The sequence below is a fragment of the Type-F symbiont of Plautia stali genome, from assembly GCF_059731105.1.
On sequence record NZ_AP035909.1, the window covers coordinates 3,110,226 to 3,130,546 of the forward strand.

Annotated in this window: 23 protein-coding genes and 1 other RNA gene; 14 read left to right on the plus strand and 10 right to left on the minus strand. The window is 50.7% G+C overall.

The window, feature by feature from the left end:
- Positions 1-4: 4 nt before the first annotated feature.
- The gene (rpoE, locus tag AC6I7A_RS14770) at positions 5-583 is read right to left on the minus strand and encodes an RNA polymerase sigma factor RpoE (protein WP_009088652.1); all 579 of its coding nucleotides are present in this window, start codon (positions 581-583) and stop codon (positions 5-7) included.
- A 412-nt stretch (positions 584-995) separates the two neighbouring features.
- Between rpoE and nadB the strand changes: the two genes are divergently transcribed.
- Positions 996-2,618, plus strand: a complete 1,623-nt coding sequence (nadB, locus tag AC6I7A_RS14775) for an L-aspartate oxidase (RefSeq protein WP_058958399.1) — start codon at positions 996-998, stop codon at positions 2,616-2,618.
- Here nadB and trmN read toward each other — a convergent pair.
- The gene (gene trmN, locus AC6I7A_RS14780; protein WP_058958400.1) at positions 2,603-3,352 is read right to left on the minus strand and encodes a tRNA(1)(Val) (adenine(37)-N(6))-methyltransferase TrmN; all 750 of its coding nucleotides are present in this window, start codon (positions 3,350-3,352) and stop codon (positions 2,603-2,605) included. The two genes, nadB and trmN, sit on opposite strands and share 16 nt — an antisense overlap.
- Positions 3,353-3,516: 164 nt before the next feature.
- On the opposite strand from trmN, the gene srmB reads away from it, so the two are divergent.
- Positions 3,517-4,845 carry an ATP-dependent RNA helicase SrmB gene (srmB, locus tag AC6I7A_RS14785; RefSeq protein WP_046102386.1) on the plus strand — a complete coding sequence of 443 codons (1,329 nt, stop codon included), beginning with the start codon at positions 3,517-3,519 and terminating at the stop codon, positions 4,843-4,845.
- Between the two features lie 217 nt (positions 4,846-5,062).
- Here srmB and grcA read toward each other — a convergent pair whose 3' ends face one another.
- Positions 5,063-5,446 carry an autonomous glycyl radical cofactor GrcA gene (grcA, locus tag AC6I7A_RS14790; protein ID WP_009088643.1) on the minus strand — a complete coding sequence of 128 codons (384 nt, stop codon included), beginning with the start codon at positions 5,444-5,446 and terminating at the stop codon, positions 5,063-5,065.
- A 242-nt stretch (positions 5,447-5,688) separates the two neighbouring features.
- On the opposite strand from grcA, the gene ung reads away from it, so the two are divergent.
- A complete protein-coding gene (gene ung / locus AC6I7A_RS14795) occupies positions 5,689-6,369 on the plus strand; it encodes a uracil-DNA glycosylase (protein WP_058957984.1) in 681 nt (226 codons plus the stop codon).
- Positions 6,370-6,428: 59 nt separating this feature from the next.
- On the opposite strand, the gene grpE is transcribed toward ung, so the two are convergent.
- On the minus strand, positions 6,429-7,010 hold the full coding sequence (gene grpE, locus AC6I7A_RS14800; RefSeq protein WP_009088632.1) for a nucleotide exchange factor GrpE: 582 nt from the start codon (positions 7,008-7,010) through the stop codon (positions 6,429-6,431).
- A gap of 122 nt (positions 7,011-7,132) precedes the next feature.
- Between grpE and nadK the strand changes: the two genes are divergently transcribed.
- From nadK to bamE, 3 genes are all read left to right on the plus strand, one after another.
- Entirely contained in the window at positions 7,133-8,011 is an 879-nt protein-coding gene (nadK, locus tag AC6I7A_RS14805; RefSeq protein ID WP_009088631.1) for an NAD(+) kinase, read from the plus strand.
- Between the two features lie 84 nt (positions 8,012-8,095).
- Positions 8,096-9,757 carry a DNA repair protein RecN gene (recN, locus tag AC6I7A_RS14810; protein ID WP_058957983.1) on the plus strand — a complete coding sequence of 554 codons (1,662 nt, stop codon included), beginning with the start codon at positions 8,096-8,098 and terminating at the stop codon, positions 9,755-9,757.
- Positions 9,758-9,942: 185 nt separating this feature from the next.
- Positions 9,943-10,290 (plus strand): outer membrane protein assembly factor BamE, encoded by a 348-nt coding sequence (gene bamE / locus AC6I7A_RS14815; RefSeq protein ID WP_009088629.1) that lies wholly within the window; start codon positions 9,943-9,945, stop codon positions 10,288-10,290.
- Positions 10,291-10,379: 89 nt separating this feature from the next.
- On the opposite strand, the gene AC6I7A_RS14820 is transcribed toward bamE, so the two are convergent.
- Together AC6I7A_RS14820 and AC6I7A_RS14825 are read right to left on the minus strand one after the other, a co-directional pair.
- Positions 10,380-10,673, minus strand: a complete 294-nt coding sequence (locus tag AC6I7A_RS14820; protein ID WP_058957982.1) for an RnfH family protein — start codon at positions 10,671-10,673, stop codon at positions 10,380-10,382.
- Positions 10,666-11,100, minus strand: coding sequence for a type II toxin-antitoxin system RatA family toxin (locus tag AC6I7A_RS14825; RefSeq protein ID WP_009088627.1), 435 nt, complete (start codon positions 11,098-11,100; stop codon positions 10,666-10,668). Before AC6I7A_RS14825 ends, AC6I7A_RS14820 begins: the two co-directional genes overlap by 8 nt.
- A 158-nt stretch (positions 11,101-11,258) precedes the next feature.
- Between AC6I7A_RS14825 and smpB the strand changes: the two genes are divergently transcribed.
- From smpB to AC6I7A_RS14840, 3 genes are all read left to right on the plus strand, one after another.
- Entirely contained in the window at positions 11,259-11,741 is a 483-nt protein-coding gene (smpB, locus tag AC6I7A_RS14830; protein WP_009088626.1) for an SsrA-binding protein SmpB, read from the plus strand.
- Between the two features lie 43 nt (positions 11,742-11,784).
- Positions 11,785-12,146: a transfer-messenger RNA gene (gene ssrA / locus AC6I7A_RS14835) on the plus strand.
- A gap of 192 nt (positions 12,147-12,338) precedes the next feature.
- The gene (locus AC6I7A_RS14840; RefSeq protein ID WP_058957981.1) at positions 12,339-13,529 is read left to right on the plus strand and encodes an integrase domain-containing protein; all 1,191 of its coding nucleotides are present in this window, start codon (positions 12,339-12,341) and stop codon (positions 13,527-13,529) included.
- 154 nt (positions 13,530-13,683) lie between these two features.
- On the opposite strand, the gene drt3b is transcribed toward AC6I7A_RS14840, so the two are convergent.
- Both drt3b and drt3a read right to left on the minus strand, forming a co-directional pair.
- Positions 13,684-15,636, minus strand: coding sequence for an antiviral reverse transcriptase Drt3b (gene drt3b / locus AC6I7A_RS14845; RefSeq protein WP_498003855.1), 1,953 nt, complete (start codon positions 15,634-15,636; stop codon positions 13,684-13,686).
- Positions 15,629-16,888: an antiviral reverse transcriptase Drt3a gene (gene drt3a / locus AC6I7A_RS14850; protein WP_498003857.1), complete on the minus strand. Its 1,260-nt coding sequence runs from the start codon at positions 16,886-16,888 to the stop codon at positions 15,629-15,631. Before drt3a ends, drt3b begins: the two co-directional genes overlap by 8 nt.
- A gap of 180 nt (positions 16,889-17,068) precedes the next feature.
- Between drt3a and AC6I7A_RS14855 the strand changes: the two genes are divergently transcribed.
- Entirely contained in the window at positions 17,069-17,305 is a 237-nt protein-coding gene (locus AC6I7A_RS14855; RefSeq protein ID WP_058957978.1) for a hypothetical protein, read from the plus strand.
- Here AC6I7A_RS14855 and AC6I7A_RS14860 read toward each other — a convergent pair.
- Both AC6I7A_RS14860 and sid read right to left on the minus strand, forming a co-directional pair.
- Entirely contained in the window at positions 17,199-17,450 is a 252-nt protein-coding gene (locus AC6I7A_RS14860) for an ogr/Delta-like zinc finger family protein (RefSeq protein ID WP_072215516.1), read from the minus strand. The two genes, AC6I7A_RS14855 and AC6I7A_RS14860, sit on opposite strands and share 107 nt — an antisense overlap.
- The gene (sid, locus tag AC6I7A_RS14865; RefSeq protein ID WP_058957977.1) at positions 17,447-18,163 is read right to left on the minus strand and encodes a capsid size-determining scaffold Sid; all 717 of its coding nucleotides are present in this window, start codon (positions 18,161-18,163) and stop codon (positions 17,447-17,449) included. The genes AC6I7A_RS14860 and sid overlap by 4 nt, the downstream gene beginning before the upstream one ends.
- A gap of 520 nt (positions 18,164-18,683) precedes the next feature.
- Here sid and AC6I7A_RS14870 point away from each other — a divergent pair.
- From AC6I7A_RS14870 to AC6I7A_RS14885, 4 genes are all read left to right on the plus strand, one after another.
- The gene (locus AC6I7A_RS14870) at positions 18,684-18,941 is read left to right on the plus strand and encodes a helix-turn-helix transcriptional regulator (protein WP_058957976.1); all 258 of its coding nucleotides are present in this window, start codon (positions 18,684-18,686) and stop codon (positions 18,939-18,941) included.
- Between the two features lie 258 nt (positions 18,942-19,199).
- On the plus strand, positions 19,200-19,727 hold the full coding sequence (locus tag AC6I7A_RS14875; RefSeq protein WP_058957974.1) for a host cell division inhibitor Icd-like protein: 528 nt from the start codon (positions 19,200-19,202) through the stop codon (positions 19,725-19,727).
- Positions 19,724-19,990 (plus strand): hypothetical protein, encoded by a 267-nt coding sequence (locus AC6I7A_RS14880; protein WP_019106103.1) that lies wholly within the window; start codon positions 19,724-19,726, stop codon positions 19,988-19,990. The genes AC6I7A_RS14875 and AC6I7A_RS14880 overlap by 4 nt, the downstream gene beginning before the upstream one ends.
- The gene (locus AC6I7A_RS14885) at positions 19,977-20,318 is read left to right on the plus strand and encodes a DUF5375 family protein (protein WP_058957973.1); all 342 of its coding nucleotides are present in this window, start codon (positions 19,977-19,979) and stop codon (positions 20,316-20,318) included. Before AC6I7A_RS14880 ends, AC6I7A_RS14885 begins: the two co-directional genes overlap by 14 nt.
- Positions 20,319-20,321 lie beyond the last annotated feature (3 nt).

The following is a 20,321-nucleotide window of genomic DNA, read 5'->3' on the forward strand; positions in this document are numbered from 1 at the left end:
GTTATCACTGACGTTGGATAAGCGGTTGAACTTTGTTATCAATAGCCTCTCGCGCACGAAAGATACGTGATCGAACAGTGCCTACCGGGCAATCCATAATGACGGCGATCTCTTCATAGCTCAGGCCGTCCAGTTCCCTGAGGGTGATTGCCATACGCAAGTCCTCGGGTAGCGCCTCGATGGTACGAAAGACAATTTGTTTCAATTCGTCAGACAACATTAAGTTCTCAGGGTTCGAAATTTCTTTTAATGCACCCGCACTTTCGAAATTTTCTGCGTCAATCGCATCCACATCGCTGGATGGCGGACGACGCCCCTGAGCAACCAGGTAATTTTTCGCTGTATTGACCGCAATGCGGTACAGCCAGGTATAAAAGGCGCTATCGCCACGGAATGAATCCAGTGCGCGATACGCTTTGATAAATGATTCCTGTACGACATCAGGCACATCGCCTGAAGGTACATAGCGTGAAACCAGGCTCGCCACTTTGTGCTGGTAACGAATCACCAGTAAGTTGAAAGCTTTTTGATCTCCCTTCTGAACCCGCTCGACAAGAACCTGATCCGTTAACTGCTCGCTCATCCGAGGTAATGTCTCCCCAAACTTTTCTTACGCATAAAGTAACTGCCAGCACATCTCATTGGTTCTGAGCAAGCATGCGCTTAGAGTTGTGATGTGGTGCGAAGTTCACTTCCCGACCTGATATTTGCCGCTCCGGAATTGATTACACAGGTTGTTCGTTTTCGTTCAGTGTAAGGAGCGCAAATCGCAGGCAGAGTAACCTATGACAACAGCTTTTTCATCATTAAATCCTCCGCCGACAATAAGTTTGGTATAGAAAACAGAGCTCAAATTGTACTGTTTATAACTTAATGATTATCGGTAATTTTTCTGAATTCACATCGTGAATCTGCGAACTTTTGTTTAAAATACTTCACAGCGACCGGCTCAGGGCTTATGCTCAGGGCAATCTTTGTTTAGTAAATTAAACAACATGACAAATTCGAATCCGTATTATCAGTGTGATGTATTGATTGTGGGCAGCGGTGCTGCGGGCCTCTCTTTAGCGCTGCGCCTGGCGAAACAGTATCAGGTCACGGTGCTCAGCAAAGCGCAGGTCAATGAGGGCTCTACGCTTTATGCTCAGGGCGGCATTGCGGCGGTGTTCGATGAGACCGACAGTATTGAAGCGCATATAGAAGATACGCTGATTGCCGGCGCCGGACTGTGCGACCGGGAGGCGGTCTCGTTTATCGCCAGCAATGCCCGGCACTGCGTGCAGTGGCTGATCGACAATGGCGTTGCCTTTGATCTCGATCCGCAGGCCTCAGGCGAGATGCGCTATCACCTGACGCGCGAAGGCGGACACAGCCATCGCCGTATTCTGCACAGTGCCGATGCCACCGGTCATGCGGTTGAAACCACGCTGGTAAGCCAGGCGCTCAGCCATCCCAACATCCGCATTCTGGAACGCACCAACGCGGTCGATCTGATTCTCTCCGATAAAATCGGCCTGCCTGGCCCGCGCCGGGTGGTGGGTGCCTGGATCTGGAATCGTAACCGCGAGGAGGTGGAAACCTGTCAGGCGCGGGCGGTGGTGCTGGCGACCGGCGGCGCCGCCAAGGTGTATCAGTACACCACGAATCCTGACGTCGCCTCCGGTGACGGGATTGCGATGGCCTGGCGTGCGGGCTGCCGGGTCGCCAACCTCGAATTTAATCAGTTTCATCCCACCTGCCTGTTTCATCCCCAGGCGCAGAACTTCCTGCTGACTGAAGCCCTGCGCGGAGAAGGCGCCTGGCTGGTGCGTCCCGATGGCAGCCGTTTCATGCCCGATTTTGATGAGCGCGCCGAGCTGGCTCCGCGCGATATCGTCGCACGCGCCATCGATCATGAGATGAAGCGGCTGGGCGTGGACTGCATGTATCTGGATATCAGCCACCAGCCGGAAGAGTTTGTGCGCGCCCACTTCCCGATGATTTATGAAAAGCTGCTGACCTTTGGCTTCGACCTGACCCGGGAACCGATCCCGATCGTGCCTGCCGCCCACTATACCTGTGGCGGCGTGATGGTGGATCAGCATGGGCAGAGTGACGTCAGCGGCCTGTATGCCATCGGTGAGGTGAGCTACACCGGCCTGCATGGTGCGAACCGCATGGCCTCCAACTCGCTGCTGGAGTGCCTGGTCTATGGCTGGTCAGCCGCCGAAGCGCTGATCCAGAGCCTGCCTGGCATAGAGGCTGTGACCACCCTGCCCGCCTGGGATGAGAGCCAGGTCGATGATGCCGATGAACGCGTCGTCATCCAGCACAACTGGCATGAGCTGCGGCTCTTCATGTGGGATTATGTCGGCATTGTGCGTACGACGCGGCGACTGGAGCGGGCTTTGCGCCGCATCACCCTGCTTCAGCAGGAGATCGATGAGTATTACCGTCACTTCCGCCTCTCCAATCATCTCCTGGAGCTGCGGAATCTGGTTCAGGTGGCGGATCTGATGGTGCGCTGTGCGCTGGAGCGAAAAGAGAGTCGCGGCTTGCACTATATCCGCGACTACCCGAACCTGCTGCCAGAGGCGCGACCGACAATTCTGACGCCGCCCGGCTACATAAAGAGATAGAACGCCCGCGTCAGGCTGCACCACTCATCCGAATAGTGGGTGTCTGCCGCGCGGATAGCGAGCCGCTCCAGCAGGGTTTCGCCAGGCTGCGGCGAAAAGCCCAGCACAACCCGGTGCGGCGGACGATGGGCATACTCCGCCACATCCAGGCGCGAACGCAGATGCCAGCCATCTGCCTCTGCCAGCGCGATAAAATCCTGGCCGATGGCGGCAGGCAGCACCACGCAGAACATCCCCTCCTCCTCAATCAGTAACGCCGCGCTGCGCAGTAACGTCTGATGGTCGAGCGAGGCTGTGGCGCGGGCGCTGTCCCGCGCTGGCGTAGAACAGGCCACGCCAGGCGCAAAATAAGGGGGGTTACTGACGATGAGGGAATAACGCGCGGTGGACTCCTCTGCCCAGCGGGCAATGTCGTGCTGATGCACCCGGATCCGTTCAGGCCACGGCGACTGCTGCACATTCTCCTGCGCCTGCTGCGCGGCCTCAGGCTCTAATTCAACCGCATCGACCAGCACCTGCGACGGTGTACGCTGCGCCAGCATCAGGGCAATCAGCCCGCTGCCGCTGCCGATATCCAGAATGCGCCTGACCCCGGCCACCGGTGCCCAGGCCCCGAGCAGAATGGCATCGGTTCCTACTTTCATCGCACAGCGATCGTGCGCGACAAAAAATTGTTTAAAGGTAAAACCGTTCTTGTTTAACTTTGGCCGTTCACGCGGCTTATCCTGCATCATTCTTCACTACCATCGTTTTTTCCTGCCGTCCGGCAGCGCATGAGTGTAACGTGGCAACAGAGGGAATTCACGCGGCAGACAACTCCAGGCGCCACGGAAACGGATTAACAGATGAAGATTCAGTCTGATCTGTCTATAATCAGCGCCCCAAACTGAGGTAGACCATGACAGTAACCACATTTTCCGAACTCGAACTCGACGAAAGCCTGCTACAAGCGTTGCAGGAAAAAGGCTTCACGCGTCCAACAGTGATTCAGGCTGCTGCAATTCCGCCCGCGCTGGAGGGCCGCGACGTTCTGGGTTCGGCACCTACCGGGACCGGGAAAACCGCCGCCTATCTGTTACCGGCGCTGCAGCACCTGCTTGATTTTCCGCGCAAGAAATCTGGCCCGCCACGCATCCTGATTGTGACCCCGACCCGCGAACTGGCGATGCAGGTCGCTGAACATGCGCGTGAGCTGGCGAAACATACCCATCTGGATATCGCCACCATCACGGGCGGCGTGGCCTACATGAACCACGCCGAAGTGTTCAGCGAAAACCAGGATATCGTGGTCGCGACCACCGGCCGCCTGCTGCAGTATATTAAAGAAGAGAACTTCGACTGCCGCGCCGTGGAAACGCTGGTGCTGGATGAAGCTGACCGCATGCTGGATATGGGCTTCGCCCAGGATATCGAAACCATCGCGGCTGAAACGCGCTGGCGCAAGCAGACCCTGCTCTTCTCCGCCACGCTGGAAGGCGACAACATCCGCGATTTCGCCGAACGTCTGCTGAACGATCCGGTTGAGCTGGAAGCGGATCCGAGCCGTCGCGAGCGCAAAAAGATCCAGCAGTGGTACTACCGCGCTGACGATCTTGAGCACAAAACCAAGCTACTGATCCATCTGCTGAAGCAGCCGGAAGTGACACGCAGCATCGTGTTCGTGCGCAAGCGTGAGCGTCTGCATGAGCTGGTGAGCTGGCTGCACGAAGCGGGGATTCGCACCAGCTATCTGGAAGGCGAAATGGTGCAGGCGAAGCGTAACGAAGCGATCAAACGTCTGAGTGAAGGACGGGTGAATGTGCTGGTCGCCACCGACGTTGCGGCGCGCGGCATCGACGTTGAAGATGTCAGCCACGTCTTCAACTATGACATGACGCGCACCGCCGATACCTATCTGCATCGTATTGGCCGTACCGGTCGCGCCGGTCGTAAAGGCATCGCCATCTCGCTGGTCGAAGCGCACGATTACGTCCTGCTGGGTAAAATAACCCGCTACGTTAATGAGCCGATTAAAGCGCGCGTCATTGACGAGCTGCGTCCGGTGACCCGCGCTCCAAGTGCAAAAACCACCGGCAAACCGTCGAAAAAGGTGCTGGCTAAGCGCGCAGAGAAGAAAGCGAGCGAAACTGAAAAACCCCGCGTGAAAAAACGCCATCGTGACGCCAAAAATATCGGCAAACGCCGTAAAGCAAGCGGTACCGCGGCCGCTAACGAGAATGCGGAATAAAACAGCGCTTAAACAAAAAAATCGCCTCTGATGAGGCGATTTTTTTTAGCTGACAGCTGTTAACAGCCTTTTCACACCATTTTACCTGCCTGATCGCGTTGCTGGCGATACTCACTGACCGGCTCGCTGCACATGACTCTCTATCTTGCTGATAAGGACGATAAAATATGCTGTGTGCGCTTTGCGTTTATTTTCAGCGTCCGATCACTCAGGCTACTTAAAGACTTTCGGTAAAAGTACGGGCAATCACGTCACGCTGCTGTTCAGGAGTCAGTGAGTTGAAGCGCACGGCATAGCCCGACACGCGGATGGTCAGCTGCGGGTAGTTTTCCGGGTGCTTCACCGCATCTTCCAGCGTTTCACGACGCAGCACGTTGACGTTCAGATGCTGACCGCCTTCAACACGCACCTGCGGTTTGATTTCTACCGGAACTTCACGATAAGCAAATTCGCCCAGCTCGCTGATAGCCACAACCTGGTCTTCTTCATAACCCCCGGCGGCACACAGGCAACGCGCCTGGGCTTTCTCTTCGTCCAGCAGCCAGAAGGAGTTCAGCAGGTTGGCATGGTTGGATTGAGTGATCTGGATTCCTGTGATCATCTTTGCATCTCCCGAATAATAGGTGAATAAATCAAATTTAAGGCTCCGGTATACCACCCATCATTTCGACCAGCCTTGACCTGCATCAATCTTCACCCGGCGCTACATGCCCATTCAGCCTAACCCGTTGATCTGAAAACGCCTTAACACTTAACTTTATTTTTATTTTTCAAATTTATTTTACCTTCAGCTGGGCGGCAGGAACGGCTAAGCTTACGGCACTAACGGAAAGGGAGTTGAACATGGCTGAAAAGCTGACCTGGCACGACGTGCTGGCTGAAGAGAAACAGAAACCCTATTTTGTCGAGACGCTTAAGCTGGTCGCCGATGAACGCGCTGCGGGGGTCACCGTCTATCCGCCGCAGAAAGATGTCTTTAATGCCTTTCGCCTGACGGAACTGGGCGACGTCAATGTCGTCATCCTCGGCCAGGACCCCTATCATGGCCCTCACCAGGCACATGGCCTGGCCTTCTCTGTGCTGCCAGGCGTGCAGGTGCCGCCATCCCTGCAAAATATCTATAAAGAGTTGCAGCAGGATATTCAGGGCTTTGAGAAACCCAGTCACGGCTTCCTGGAGAGCTGGGCGAAACAGGGTGTGATGCTGCTGAACACCGTTTTAACGGTCGAGGCGGGCAAAGCGCACTCTCATGCGCGATTCGGCTGGGAGACGTTTACCGATAATGTGATTGCAGCGATCAATCAGCATCGTGAAGGGGTCATTTTTCTGCTGTGGGGATCGCATGCCCAGAAGAAAGGCAGCATCATCGATCGCCAGCGCCATCATGTGTTGCAGGCGCCGCACCCTTCGCCGCTCTCTGCGCATCGCGGCTTTTTCGGCAGCCACCATTTCTCAAAAACCAACGAACTGCTCAGCGCGGCCGGTAAAAAACCGGTGGACTGGACGCCGGTATTACCGGACTGACGCCAGAATGCACACGGCCGCGTCAGTGCGCGGCCGTGTAGCGGGATTCCGGTGCTGAATCAGCCTTTGGCTTTGGCAACGGCAACCATCGCCGGACGCAGCAGGCGACCATTCAGCGTATAACCACGCTGCATCACCAGCATGACATGGTTAGGCTCGAACTCTTCAGACTCCATCATCGACATCGCCTGATGCACTTCCGGGTTAAACGGCACGCCGGTTTCGCCGACCACTTCAACACCGAATTTACGCACGGCACCCAGCAGACCTTTCAGAGTCAGTTCAACCCCTTCGATCATAGGCGCCAGCTGTGAATCTTCTTTGTTCGCCACTTCCAGCGCGCGCTCAAGGCTGTCGATAACCGGCAGCAGTTCGTTGGCAAATTTCTCCAGCGCAAATTTGTGCGCCTTCTCAACGTCCATTTCCGCACGACGACGAATGTTTTCGACTTCAGCCTGCGCACGCAGCTGAGCATCACGCACGCCGGTCTGCGACTGCGCTAATTCAGCTTCGAGCTGAGCGATACGCTCATCACGCGGATCCACCTCTGCCGCTGTCTCCGCTTCCTGAGGTTGCTGCTGATCCTGCTGAATTTCGTCTGAGACTTGCTCGTTTGGGGTGTTCTGTTCTTTACTACTCATGAATTTCTCCGCGTTTTGCACATTCATTTCGCTGGTTGGCTTATTATGGGGATTGAAATAGCGGTTTCAAGGGAACCTGTCACATTGCCTTGCCGTTTTGGCTTATAAGGAACACCGACCAGATGAACAAACACTTTAACTGCATTGGTATTGTGGGTCATCCACGCCATCCCACCGCGCTAACCACGCATGAGATGCTCTGGCGCTGGCTGACAGCCAAAGGTTATCAAGTGATCGTCGAGCAACAGATTGCGCAGGAGCTGTCGCTTCACGATGTGCAGACCGGCACGCTGGCGGAGATTGGTCAGCAGGCCGATCTAGCGGTCGTAGTAGGCGGTGATGGCAACATGCTGGGTGCCGCGCGGGTGCTGGCCCGTTACGACATCAAGGTGATTGGCATAAACCGCGGTAACCTCGGTTTTCTTACCGACCTCGACCCGGACAATGCGCAGCAGCAGCTGGATGAGGTGCTGCAGGGCAACTATTTTGTCGAGAGCCGCTTTCTGCTGGAAGCCCAGGTGTGCAAATCGGCCTGTTCGCCGCGCATCGGCACCGCCATCAACGAGGTGGTACTCCATCCCGGCAAAGTCGCGCACATGATCGAATTTGAGGTTTACATCGATGAGGTGTTCGCCTTTTCGCAGCGCTCTGACGGACTGATTATCTCCACCCCTACCGGCTCGACCGCCTACTCGCTCTCTGCGGGTGGTCCGATTCTGACACCGTCACTGGAAGCGATCGTGCTGGTGCCGATGTTCCCGCATACGCTCTCAGCGCGGCCGCTGGTCATCAACAGCAGCAGCACCATCCGCCTGCGCTTTTCGTCCCGCCGCAGCGACCTGGAAATCAGCTGCGACAGTCAGATTGCCCTGCCGATACAGGAAGGTGAAGATGTTCTGATCCGGCGCAGCAATCATCACCTCAACCTGATTCACCCTAAAAACTACAGCTATTTCAACACGCTGAGCTCTAAACTGGGCTGGTCAAAAAAATTGTTCTGAAAAGGGGTGCAGCCTCTTTACTGGATAAAAAACCAGTTTATACTGTATGAAAAACCATATGTGTTTATTCGTACAGGTGAACCTATGCTGGCCCAACTGACCATCAGTAATTTCGCTATCGTTCGTGAGCTCGACATTGATTTCCACCGCGGCATGACAGCCATCACGGGTGAAACCGGTGCCGGTAAGTCCATCGCGATTGATGCGCTGGGATTATGTCTTGGCGGTCGTGCTGACGCCGACATGGTGCGTCAGGGAGCCAGCCGGGCTGACCTGTGTGCCCGCTTCCAGCTTAAGGCCTCCCCTTCAGCCCAGCGCTGGCTGCTGGATAATCAGCTGGATGATGGCAACGAGTGTCTGCTGCGCCGGGTAATCAGCGCCGATGGCCGTTCGCGCGGCTTTATCAACGGCACCGCGGTCCCGCTCTCTCAGCTGCGCGACCTTGGTCAGCTGCTGATTCAGATCCACGGTCAGCATGCCCATCAGCTTCTGCTTAAACCCGACCACCAGAAACATCTGCTGGATGCCTATGCCGGCCATGATGATCTGCTGCAGCGTATGCGTGCCAGCTATCAGACCTGGCATCAGAGCTGCCGCACCCTGGCGCTGCATCAGCAGCAGGCGCAGGAGCGCGAAGCGCGCCGCGAACTGTTGCAGTATCAGCTGAAAGAGCTGAACGACTTTGCCCCGCAGCCGGGTGAATATGAGCAGATCGACGAAGAGTACAAGCGTCTGGCGAACAGCGGCCAGCTGCTGTCAACCAGCCAGCAGGCGCTGCAGATACTCTCCGACAGTGATGACACCAATCTCAACAGCCTGCTCTACAGCGCCCGTGAGCTGATTTCTGAGCTGACCTCTCTGGATGAGAAGCTGAACGGCGTGCATAACCTGCTGGAAGAGGCGGCTATCCAGCTGAGCGAAGCGAGCGATGAGCTGCGTCACTACTGTGACAGTCTCGATCTGGACCCTAATCGCCTGTACGAACTGGAAAAACGGATTTCACGCCAGATTGCCTTAGCGCGTAAGCATCACGTCACGCCAGAAGCGCTGCCTGAACTGCATCAGCAACTGCTGGATGAAGCGGAGCTGCTGTCACAGCACGAAAGCGATCAGGAGAGCCTGCAATCGCTGGTCGGTGAACACTATCAGGCGGCCCTTAAGAGCGCCGAAGAGCTTCATCAGCAGCGCAGCCACTTTGCAGATGAGCTGCAGCAGCTGATTACCCAGAGTATGCATCTGCTCTCGATGCCGCACGGCCAGTTTAAAATTGCCCTGACCTTTAACCCGGATCAGCTGACGGCTGACGGCGCAAGCCGCGTCGAATTCCAGGTCACCACTAACCCGGGTCAGCCGTTGCAGCCGCTGGGTAAAGTGGCGTCAGGCGGTGAGCTGTCACGTATCGCGCTGGCGATTCAGGTGATCACCGCGAAGAAAATGGAAACGCCGGCAATGATTTTCGATGAGGTTGATGTCGGCATCAGCGGCCCGACCGCGGCCGTCGTAGGTAAACTGCTGCGTCAGCTGGGTGAATCGACGCAGGTTATGTGTGTCACGCACCTGCCGCAGGTGGCCGGTTGCGGTCATCAGCACTTCTTTGTGAGCAAAGAGACCGACGGCGCAATGACTGAAACCCACATGCAGCCGCTGGACAAGCGGGCGCGCCTGCAGGAACTGGCTCGTCTGCTGGGCGGCAGCGAGGTCACCCGCAACACCCTGGCGAATGCAAAAGAACTTTTAGCCGCATAGCAGCGCACTTTTTTAACCTGACGGGGTCATATGCTTGCTCTGCAGAGGTTTCCAACAGCGAAAAGGTTTATTATCATCGGCACTTATGTCGCCAGAGTAATAAAGCCTGCCGCAGGCAGAGTTCAGATTTTGATGGCAATAAAATCGCCTGTTGAGGCGTTTGGCCCCGGAAAAGGAATGTATAGATGCGCTGTAAAACGCTGACTGCCGCGGCAGTGGTAATGTTGATGATGACCGCCGGATGTTCCACTTTAGAGCGCGTGGTCTACCGTCCTGATATCAACCAGGGCAACTATCTGGTTGCCAACGATGTGGCCAAGATCCATACCGGTATGACACAGCAGCAGGTGGCTTACACCCTCGGCACGCCGATGATGAAAGACCCGTTTGGCAGCAACGTCTGGTATTACATCTTCCGTCAGGAACCCGGTCATGAGCGCGTCAAACAGCAGACGCTGACGCTGACCTTTGATGGCAACGGTGTGCTGACCAACATCGACAATAAGCCGAATCTCTCTCAGAACAGCGATTAATCACACGGCAGAGAGTCTGAAAAACAGGCAGCAAAAAGGCGCACTGAGCGCCTTTTTTTATGTCCGTTATCTGCAAAGCCAGACAGAACTTATTTTTTGCTCACCGCAGCCCGCTCTGCACGCTGGCGACGAAGCTCTTTGGGATCGGCAATCAGCGGACGATAAACCTCGATACGATCGCCCTCATTCACCTCATCATCCAGCTTCACCGGCCGACTGTAGACGCCGACCTTGTTGCTGGCGAGGGAAATTTCGCGACGCAGCTCCAGTAATCCTGATTTTACGATGGCCTGTTCTACCGTGCTGCCCTGCTCCACTTTGACGTAGAGCTGATACTGCTTTTCAGGCAACGCATAGACCACCTCAACGGCGATATCAGGCACTGTAGACCTCTTTGGCACGCTGGGTGAAAGCCTGGACCATGCTGTTAGCAAGCTCTTTGAAGATGCGTCCAAAGGCCATCTCGACCAGCATATTGGTGAATTCAAACTCCAGGCTTAATTCGACTTTGCAGGCGTCATCGCCCAGCGAGACGAACTTCCATCCACCAGTCAGCTTGCGGAACGGGCCGTCAACCAGCTGCATATGGATGCTCTGGTTATCCGTCAGGGTGTTACGGGTGGTAAAGGTTTTGCTGATACCCGCTTTCGAGACATCCACAGACGCCGTCATCTGATTCTCTGACGCATCCAGCACGCGGCTTCCGGTGCAACCCGGCAGGAATTGCGGATAGGCATCCACATCATTTACAAGTTTGTACATCTGCCCGGCACTAAACGGGACCAGTGCCGAACGACTAATCTGAGCCATAATGGTTCCTGTTCATCAAGAAACCGCTGAATAATAGCATTTTCAGCGATCAAACAAAAATGTCCCTGGTAAAGGGTGTGCTAGAATATCCCGTTTCCTGCTGCCCCGCTGGACTGGGGATGCGATAACCGACTAAGTGATGTAAAATACGCCTCATTATGACAAAGAAAAAAGCACACAAACCCGGTTCGGCCACTGTTGCCATGAACAAACGCGCCCGCCACGAATACTTCATCGAAGAGGAGTATGAAGCGGGATTATCGTTACAGGGATGGGAAGTTAAATCACTTCGTGCCGGTAAAGCCAACATCAGCGACAGCTATATTCTGCTGCGCGATGGCGAAGCGTTCCTGTTCGGTTCAACCTTTCAACCCTTAGCGGTTGCGTCCAGCCATGTGGTCTGTGACCCGACCCGTAACCGTAAGCTCCTGCTGAAGCAACGCGAACTCGACTCCCTGTATGGGCGCGTTAACCGCGAAGGTTACACCCTTGTGGCGCTGTCGCTTTACTGGAAAAACGCCTGGTGCAAACTGAAGATTGGTGTGGCACGCGGTAAGAAAGAGCACGACAAGCGCGACGATATCAAAGATCGTGAATGGAAATTAGACAAAGCCCGTATCATGAAGAATTCAGCGCGCTAAGCACTGGATTTTATGCTGTTTAATTGCTAATATTTGAAGTTCTGGGGCTGATTCTGGATTCGACGGGATTGTGAAGCCTTAGGAGCATGCCGAGGGGCGGTTTGCCTCGTAAAAAGCCGCAAAAAAATAGTCGCAAACGACGAAAACTACGCTTTAGCAGCTTAATAACCTGCTCTGAGCCCTCTCTCCCTAGCTTCCGCTCTTAAGACGGGGATCAAGAGAGGTCAAACCCAAAAGAGATCGCGTGGAGGCCCTGCCTGGGGTTGAAGCGTTAAATCCAATCAGGCTAGTCTGTCAGTGGCGTGTCTGTTCGCAGCTGACCGGCGAATGTAAAAACTGACTAAGCATGTAGTGCCGACGGTGTAGTAATTTCGGACGCGGGTTCAACTCCCGCCAGCTCCACCAAAATTCTTCAAAGATGGTTCCAGTGCCATCCGCAGAAGTCCTGAAAGCCCGCACGGCACAAGCCCTGCGGGCTTTTTTGTGTCTGTAATCTTCCGGGACGATCCGCCTGAATCCAGAGATAATTGGTACACGAATTGGTACACGCTATAATGAGGGCCAGAAACGTGTACCAATTATGAATGGAAATCAGTCATGGCGCGGATGACACGCCCCCTTACCAATAACGAAATCCTCAAAGCTAAGCCTCAAGAGAAAGACTTCACGCTGCACGATGGCGACGGGCTTTTCATGCTCGTCAAAACATCAGGTAAGAAGCTATGGCGTTTTCGCTACCAGCGACCAAATAGTAGTAGCCGTACAAATCTTAGCCCTGGCTCTTACCCTGCCCTAACGCTCGCTGTCGCACGCCAGATGCGTGACCAATATCTGACGCTGCTTGCGCAAGGTATCGACCCGCAGAAGCAGCAAGAGGAAGTTTCTGAGCAACGGCAAATTGAGCTGGATAGTATTTTTTCAGTTGTTGCCGGAAGGTGGTTCCAGCTCAAAAGTAAAAGCGTCACCGAGGATTACGCGAAGGATATCTGGCGATCGCTGGAGAAAGACATCTTTCCTAAGATTGGTGAGATTCCTGTTCAAGCGCTCAAGGCCAGAACGATCGTTGAAACACTGGAGCCAATTAAAGCTCGCGGGGCGCTTGAGACAGTTCGCCGGTTAGTGCAGCGCATTAATGAGATCATGATTTATGCAGTCAACACAGGGTTGATTGATGCGAATCCTGCTTCGGGCGTTGGCATGGCTTTCGAGAAACCCAAAAAGCAAAATATGCCTACGTTACGCCCGGAAGAATTGCCGAAGCTAATGCGCGCGCTGGTAATGTCTAATCTATCGGTTCCAACGCGCTGCCTGATTGAATGGCAACTCCTAACCCTCGTGCGTCCATCTGAGGCATCAGGTGCTCGATGGGATGAACTCGATATTGATTCCAAACTCTGGATCATTCCTGGCGAACGCATGAAGGCAAAACGAGAACATATCGTTCCTTTGTCGGCAGAAGCATTAGAGATTCTTGAAATCATGAAGCCTATAAGCTTTCATCGAGAACACATTTTTCCCAGCAGAAACTCTCCAAAAGAATCGATGAACAGCCAAACAGCTAATGCTGCGCTTAAACGTATTGGCTATAGTGGTAAATTAGTTGCACATGGATTACGATCAATTGCAAGTACAGCATTAAATGAACAGGGATTTAATGCAGACGTGATTGAAGCAGCACTTGCTCATTCTGATAAAAATGAGGTTAGGCGGGCATATAATCGTTCTACTTACTTGACAAAAAGAACAGAACTAATGGATTGGTGGGGGGCATTTGTTTATATGAAGTAAAAGGTGAAGCAACCTCATCCCTTGGTGTGTGCATTTCTGCTCTCACATCTCAAATTAGTGAAAATGAAATTTTTCAGGTCTCAAAAAGATGAAAGATGAGTATATCAAACTAATGTGTAGGGCATCTTGGTTGCTTCAACAAAAAAGTATCAGTTTAGTAAGATTTTTTCAATTGTTTTTTCTCCAGTAGATTTAGAAGATCCACATTTAACCAGTCTACGAACCAAGGATTAGATGTCTCATGCTGGATATAATCATCTATTTCAGCATTTGTCGGGCTAGCTTCTTGTAGTTCTTTTGCAATATTCCTGATCCAAACTCTCTTATGTTTAATATCTATATATGGGCAGGACATTACATCTAAAAAGAGTAACGCCCTTTCGGAACATTCTTGTATGGCACCTCCATTAATTAGCTTGATATTTATCTTCTCGATTAACTCATCTTTTATTTTATTGTATGCGACATTGTCACCGACCATAAATAAAAGTAAAATGATATCGTAATAAGAATCCACCCCTTTAAATATTTCACCTAATAAATCAGAAGGCAAAAAACGTGATTTATCCAGCTCACCAATAACACACATAATGTTATATGCTTCTAAATTAACAACTCTATTAATAGAAACACTTTCTTTTGACAAATCACTTAGATAATCAAATATCTCACTATAAATGTAAAATTCAATTGCATCACTAAATTCAGGAATGATCTTTTTAACAAATCTAATTGCAACTATTAATGTTGATGCCAGTTTATACGATGAGTTAACTGATGGCGAAACTCTAAAGAAAAAGAAGCATATAAACAGAAGTATATATACTGCAGAATACATATCCCCTCTATCATACTTACCGGCTTCTGGAGATAACCTTTTAATCCTTTCAAATATTGCAGAAACAATATATGAGGAAACATCATTATAAGCCGTTTTTTCACTGGAGCAGATTATTTTAATTTCATTTATAAACCTCATTGCCAGATTATTTTTTTTAAATATACTTTTCGGATTCAAATGAATCGAACTGTTTTTTTCAAGGAATATGTCAATAAACGAGTTAAAACTGTTGTTAACCAAATGAATTACTTTTGATTTGGCAGTTGAAAATGGTTTAACTTTTAGTTCAACCTTTCCTAAATTGACATGCATATTGTATTCAGCCAGACCATCTGAATAAACCTTATAAATATCTTTTGCAATCAACTCGGAATTAGTAAAAATAAAAACATCGTCGACGTAACGCCTTATTTCATAATCATGACCATTACGTAACGCATTTTTTTGTTCAAGTAATTTTTTTTGAACTAAAAGATCTATCTTTTGAAAAATCACTTCAGAGAAAATACGACTAATCTCAGGGCCGATTATCAAACCATGAGTTTCGTTAAAATTACTTCTTTGCATTAATCTATCAAAAGCATCACCAAAATTTAACGATTTATTAGCCAGCATCCTCTTAGTGAATAACTTATCTTTAGTTGCCCAAGAGATAGAATGTGTGTAAATGCTATCAAAACACTTGGACACATCGAGAGTTTGAAGGAATTTAAATCTTTTTTCAAGCTTAAGAAAATTAAGGGATGTGAAAAATTTATATAGCCTATCATATCCTACATAGCTAAAGTATGACGATGCGTGTTTTGAGTATACCTCTCCGCCTTCAGTATCAACCACACCTTTTTTATATAAATTACGATCTTCGAGAAGATTCTTGAAATAATATGTACTTGCAACTTTTTTGGGCGCCCTAATTGAAAAACCACTTTGAGAGCAGAAATGCACTATCATTGCGCTGTAGTGCATATAAAAGTCTCTCATTTCAATTTGAGAAAATGGATGAGGGATTGACAACCTTCGAAACTCAGTTTCATTCTTTTTTATCTTGTAAGTATATGGGATAGTGTATTTGTTTTTCTTTCTATCACCTAAAATAATCTTCTTAAAAACAACATCACTAAACCCTTGTAATGTAGAGTGATTCCTAACATTTTTATAAAAACCATCATTTGATGAAATAATGGGTGTTTCATAAGGTGTAGTTTCTGTTACTAAAACCCTGTTAAAGTCTTTTTTATTAACTTTGTATGGCTTTCCTTTATGCATATTTCCAGCACTCCTGTATACGCTTCATTTTTTTTGCAGAGTAATGAAAGAAATGACATTTACTATGACCTCTAACAAAACTGAACTTTAAAACTCTATACTTTTGAACCTGAGTAAGATTGAGATGAAAGTCGTAAAACACCTTGCCATTAGAAGAAAGAACTGCCTTTTTTAAAAATTTATCAAGCTCAACAAGCCCAACTGAATTCGTTGAATCAACCATTGGATAGTTATAATAAATTCCTGATAATCTTTTTAAAGTTCGGTCTGCATCTAGCACACTAAAATTTGTTGATAAAAACTTCAATCTTTCACATAAAAGCGAGAAATCTTTATTTTTATTGTAATCAATAATCGAATAAACAACCCTACTTTTTAGCTTGTTAATTTTAGCTTGGGATAAGTCAACTTCTACATCTCTTACCAACCCTCTAATACTGCACTCACTTACATTATCACTTACAGAAAAACTGTACCCTAAATACTCAAAATCCATTAATTTTTTTTTAGGTTTTTTACTATTTTCCTTTCCAACCTTTGCAAGCCCATCACTAACAAAATATTTTTTGTTGTTAAACTCTAGTCCATCTGGCAAAGCCTGCCTTAGATAATCCATTAGTATCTTTTCATCTTCGAACCCATCTGTAATTAGGATGATGTCATCGACATATCTCGCATAATAAAAGACGTTCGGCAGATTTCTTATCAGCTCATCAAATTCATGCATAAGATAGTCAGATAAGAATGAGCTTATAGATAAGCCTCGAGGAACTCCCTTTCCGCCGCTTACATAAAACTCATACATGAACTCTTTCAGAAGCTGTTTACTTCTAACATCTACTCCAGTGACATCATCTATTTTCTTAAAGATATAGCCTTGGTTAAATGATTCATAAAAAGATCTCACATCCAATCTATATAACCGAAACTGCGAGCACTCTGAAATAAACATCTTCACGGCATCAACTATTACTGAACGTGGAATTGTTTTAACTTTGTTTTTGATTGCAATATTATTTTTTATTTTTCTAAGAACAAGTATATCGGCCAGTTCATTAACCCAATAAACTGTCTTCCCTCTTATAACTGACGAAGATAATTGATAGCCGAGAAAACCTGTTTGCGCGCGATTGACAGCCGAGTTAATGATTTTTTCCCTCTCATTACTGTTGCCTAAGTTTCGCCATTTTTGAAAGTCTATGGGTTTAAAACAATACGCCAGTGTACATGTGTTAAAAGATTGGTCGTGCATATAACTACCCGAAGGACATTTGAGATGTATCGAATATGCCTTCAAGTTGGAATTGATTCAAGACTCCAGCGCGCAATGCTATCCCCGCCACGCCTGCCCGCTTTATGCATCGTTTTTCATGCAGATGCATGATGCGGTTAGAGCCGCGCCCGGTATGGCCTGAACAGGAGAAAGCGGTGCATGATTTTGCATGCAGATCCATGCAAGCTATGCATGCATCACTCCTTACAAAACGGCTGGCCAGAAAAAGGGCTTCAAAATGCAAAGGACAGGCACACAAAAGCCGCTGGTCAGGCAGCGGCGGTGTGGGTTAATGAACCTGGCGGAATGCAGAACCATAACGTCCCAGCGTTTGACGTTCTCTTGCCGGTTCCGGTGGTACTTCCGGTACGTTTTCCGGCTGTGGCGGTGCAGTGATCACCTTTGTAATGCTCTCATTAGTCTTGAAAGTACAGGAGCAGTCCAGGTTAGTGCACTGGTGATAACGCTCTTTCACCTGTTCGGACATATATCGGCTCGATTTGGTATGTGCTGCGCTTTTGCAGTATGGACAGTGCATCATTTCTGGCTGCCCTCCTGAAGCTTTGCACGCTGCGCCCGGATTGATTCCGCCAGCTTCTGGCGGCGCATAGGATGGCGGTAAAGCTCCATATCAATACCCGTTAACGGCGGGCGATACAGACCAATATTTTCCAGCAGCGGTGCCTCATTTAGTATGCTGTCTGGCAGAGCAGCAGCCGCCCGCGTCAGCGCTTCACCAACCAGATAAGCCACGTCATTAATACTATCGCGGTCGTCTCCGGCAAACGTCGGGGAAAGTTCTTCACGACAGAGACGCAGCTTAATAGCCCACAGCAGCGACGGACTTACGTTACGCAGGGCTGACTGCCAGTGTGCATCCGCGAACCCGGTAAACGCCTCCCGGTGTGATTCCACGTACTCTTTACCACTGCCGCAGCATTTCAGCATCGCCTCCTGCTTATCCAGCGACAGCTCTTTGAGCAGTCCGCCAAACTCATCGGCCAGTTCCCGACTGGCGATGCGCTGAGAATGTTCGGCGCGCAGCTCGTCAGTGAGATTGCCTCGCAGGCTGCGGAAGCTCTTGCGCCAGTTGCTCTCAGCTTCTTTCCCTGCCTCAATGGCCGCCTGCTGCTCTTTTTCACAGCGGGCGATATCGGCGCAGATGCCGTTATAGGCTTTCATCCTTTCGGTATGTTCAGCGCGGGCTTTCTCGAGGCGTTCCTGTGATGCAGGTTTCTGTTCCGGGGGAGTCATAATTGTCTCTCATCGTCTGTAAAGGATGAGGTCATTCTGTCGTGTACCACAGGACAGCGCATTTCATTGCTTTCCGCCTGTCGATGAACAAACAAGGGCAAAACCGGTACGGGATGGCCCCTTGACTGATGATATTTCTCTTATAACTGTTCACTGGTATTCACTGAGATAAAAAAGGTAATAAATACAGAAGTTAAAGTAGTGAACACTTTAAAATTAAGTCTTCACTGAGTATTCACCTGTGTTCACACAGCCTCAGATAACAGCTTTTTCTGGCGAGCCTTTTTCAGATTTTAATTCTATTAATAAGCGCTTTTTAATCGCTGAAAGCTCTTAAAAGGCAAACGCTGGCAAACGTTGGCAAACAAAGGCAAACAGGAGGTAAGAGAAGTGCTTTTTGCTCATTTTTCAGCAATCAGGGGGTTGTTTACTTCGCCAGAAATATAACCAGAATAGGGAGTTACCTGAAGACACCACCGGAACCGGACAGCACCGGCCGGACTCATAATGAGGTAACACTATGCACGCAGTTTCATCCGTACCAGCCCCTGCCATTCCCGTAATCCGTGATGCCGTTTACCCGCGCGACCGCTTCATGCGCCTGCCAGAAGTCATCAGCACCTGCGGTCTGTCACGTTCGACCATTTACGACTTAATCAGCCGGGAGCAATTCCCCTCACAGATTTCACTCGGTGGTAAAAACGTCGCCTGGCTGGCGTCAGAGATTGACGCCTGGATGCAGGCTCGTATCGCACAGCGTGCTGGAGGTGCATCGTGATTTCGCCGAAGTTTGGCACGAAAACCTGTCTGCTAACCCGCGCAGAAGCGGCATTTATTGCAGAAAACCTGACGGCAACCGTTAGCGGCAAACCAGCAACCGCACTGCCCTTTACCAGAGGTATGCACGGTTACATCTCCGTTATGAGTAAAAAAGCGAAGCCTGCCAGACATCGGACGAAGGAAGAGAGCGGGGAATTCCGATCAAATCCGCCGCAATCCGATCACGTCCTGACCGGTTGCTGAGGAAATAACCCCGATGTTTAAAAAAAGGCTTTTCTCTGGCGAGCGGCCGTTATACAGTTTTTGTGCTGCCGCAAAATCGGCAGCCGGGCGTAGGAACCCGAGTTACTTATTGGCGACACAACACGCGCCATGCGTGTTTTTTTACGTCGTTGCCTCAGTGCGCCATTTTTCAGCGCAGCGGTTCTTATTCCGTTGCGTCGTCAAAATAATGGTGGCTCAGGCGGGGCAGCCTTCGGGCTGGCCGGTTTCCAATAAGGCCGGTATTCCTACCCCCGTCTGGGCTACCACCCATGAGCGTAGGAACTCCGGTGGTAGCAGTAACCGCTACTTATTGGAGATTGTCCTCATGACAACGGCCCTAACTGCCACTCACCCCGAATTCACATTTATTTTTGCCGCCGTGCGACGCACTGATGCCGCCGCCCGTCCCTGCATGCTGCGCACTGTAGCATGCGATGAGCGCAGCGCCCGTGCCAGCCTTGCCCGCGATTACGTGCTGTCCCTTGCCGGTCGTCTGCCGGTTAAGGCGGTGGCGGCATGAATACCCTTTCCCAACACCTGAACAACCATGATACCTACCCCATTCCCCACGCTGACTATCTGCGTTTGCTGCACGCGCACACGGTCGGCGTGACCGTGCTCGATATGTTCGACTCGGTGAACTGCCTGAGTGCGCGCGGATGCGTGCCGGACGGCGCGGCGCTTGCCTCGGTCGTTGCCCTGCTCACCGACCAGCTCGGTAAAGTTGTTGAAACCTGTGAATCCCGCATGTTAGCCACGGAAGCCCGCCATGATGACCGTTAATCACTCCTGCCTGCCCGTTGAGGTACGCACCGCCGTTTACCGACGCGCGCTGGCGCAGGGCTATCTGAATGCCTGCAAAAACTTCGGAATTACCGTGTCAGCCACGCTCGATGAGCTTCAGATGACCATCGCCCTTGAGCTGGAAGGCTTTTATGTGCACCGTCACGGCCCGGATGCGGGTCTGGAGATGGCCTGCACCATGCTGGGCGATATGGTCGAGCCGGACCTGCTGACCGCACCGCCGCGCCTGACACAGCTCGGCGTCACCATGATGGATGAGCTGTTCCGCAGCCAGCTTGCGGCCGCCAGCCGCATCACGCTGCACTGAGGG

Bases quoted from the DNA above. Each gene is read 5' to 3' on its own strand.
- AC6I7A_RS14885 (WP_058957973.1), top strand. From the start codon at position 19,977: ATGATGACCGTTAATCACTCCTGCCTGCCCGTTGAGGTACGCACCGCC.
- srmB (WP_046102386.1), top strand. From the start codon at position 3,517: ATGACAGTAACCACATTTTCCGAACTCGAACTCGACGAAAGCCTGCTA.
- nadK (WP_009088631.1), top strand. From the start codon at position 7,133: ATGAACAAACACTTTAACTGCATTGGTATTGTGGGTCATCCACGCCAT.
- AC6I7A_RS14870 (WP_058957976.1), top strand. From the start codon at position 18,684: ATGCACGCAGTTTCATCCGTACCAGCCCCTGCCATTCCCGTAATCCGT.
- ung (WP_058957984.1), top strand. From the start codon at position 5,689: ATGGCTGAAAAGCTGACCTGGCACGACGTGCTGGCTGAAGAGAAACAG.
- sid (WP_058957977.1), bottom strand. From the start codon at position 18,163: ATGACTCCCCCGGAACAGAAACCTGCATCACAGGAACGCCTCGAGAAA.
- nadB (WP_058958399.1), top strand. From the start codon at position 996: ATGACAAATTCGAATCCGTATTATCAGTGTGATGTATTGATTGTGGGC.
- AC6I7A_RS14825 (WP_009088627.1), bottom strand. From the start codon at position 11,100: ATGGCTCAGATTAGTCGTTCGGCACTGGTCCCGTTTAGTGCCGGGCAG.
- AC6I7A_RS14875 (WP_058957974.1), top strand. From the start codon at position 19,200: ATGTTTAAAAAAAGGCTTTTCTCTGGCGAGCGGCCGTTATACAGTTTT.
- trmN (WP_058958400.1), bottom strand. From the start codon at position 3,352: ATGATGCAGGATAAGCCGCGTGAACGGCCAAAGTTAAACAAGAACGGT.
- bamE (WP_009088629.1), top strand. From the start codon at position 9,943: ATGCGCTGTAAAACGCTGACTGCCGCGGCAGTGGTAATGTTGATGATG.
- AC6I7A_RS14860 (WP_072215516.1), bottom strand. From the start codon at position 17,450: ATGATGCACTGTCCATACTGCAAAAGCGCAGCACATACCAAATCGAGC.
- grcA (WP_009088643.1), bottom strand. From the start codon at position 5,446: ATGATCACAGGAATCCAGATCACTCAATCCAACCATGCCAACCTGCTG.
- AC6I7A_RS14855 (WP_058957978.1), top strand. From the start codon at position 17,069: ATGATTTTGCATGCAGATCCATGCAAGCTATGCATGCATCACTCCTTA.
- drt3b (WP_498003855.1), bottom strand. From the start codon at position 15,636: ATGCATAAAGGAAAGCCATACAAAGTTAATAAAAAAGACTTTAACAGG.
- grpE (WP_009088632.1), bottom strand. From the start codon at position 7,010: ATGAGTAGTAAAGAACAGAACACCCCAAACGAGCAAGTCTCAGACGAA.
- recN (WP_058957983.1), top strand. From the start codon at position 8,096: ATGCTGGCCCAACTGACCATCAGTAATTTCGCTATCGTTCGTGAGCTC.
- AC6I7A_RS14880 (WP_019106103.1), top strand. From the start codon at position 19,724: ATGAATACCCTTTCCCAACACCTGAACAACCATGATACCTACCCCATT.
- smpB (WP_009088626.1), top strand. From the start codon at position 11,259: ATGACAAAGAAAAAAGCACACAAACCCGGTTCGGCCACTGTTGCCATG.
- rpoE (WP_009088652.1), bottom strand. From the start codon at position 583: ATGAGCGAGCAGTTAACGGATCAGGTTCTTGTCGAGCGGGTTCAGAAG.
- AC6I7A_RS14840 (WP_058957981.1), top strand. From the start codon at position 12,339: ATGGCGCGGATGACACGCCCCCTTACCAATAACGAAATCCTCAAAGCT.
- drt3a (WP_498003857.1), bottom strand. From the start codon at position 16,888: ATGCACGACCAATCTTTTAACACATGTACACTGGCGTATTGTTTTAAA.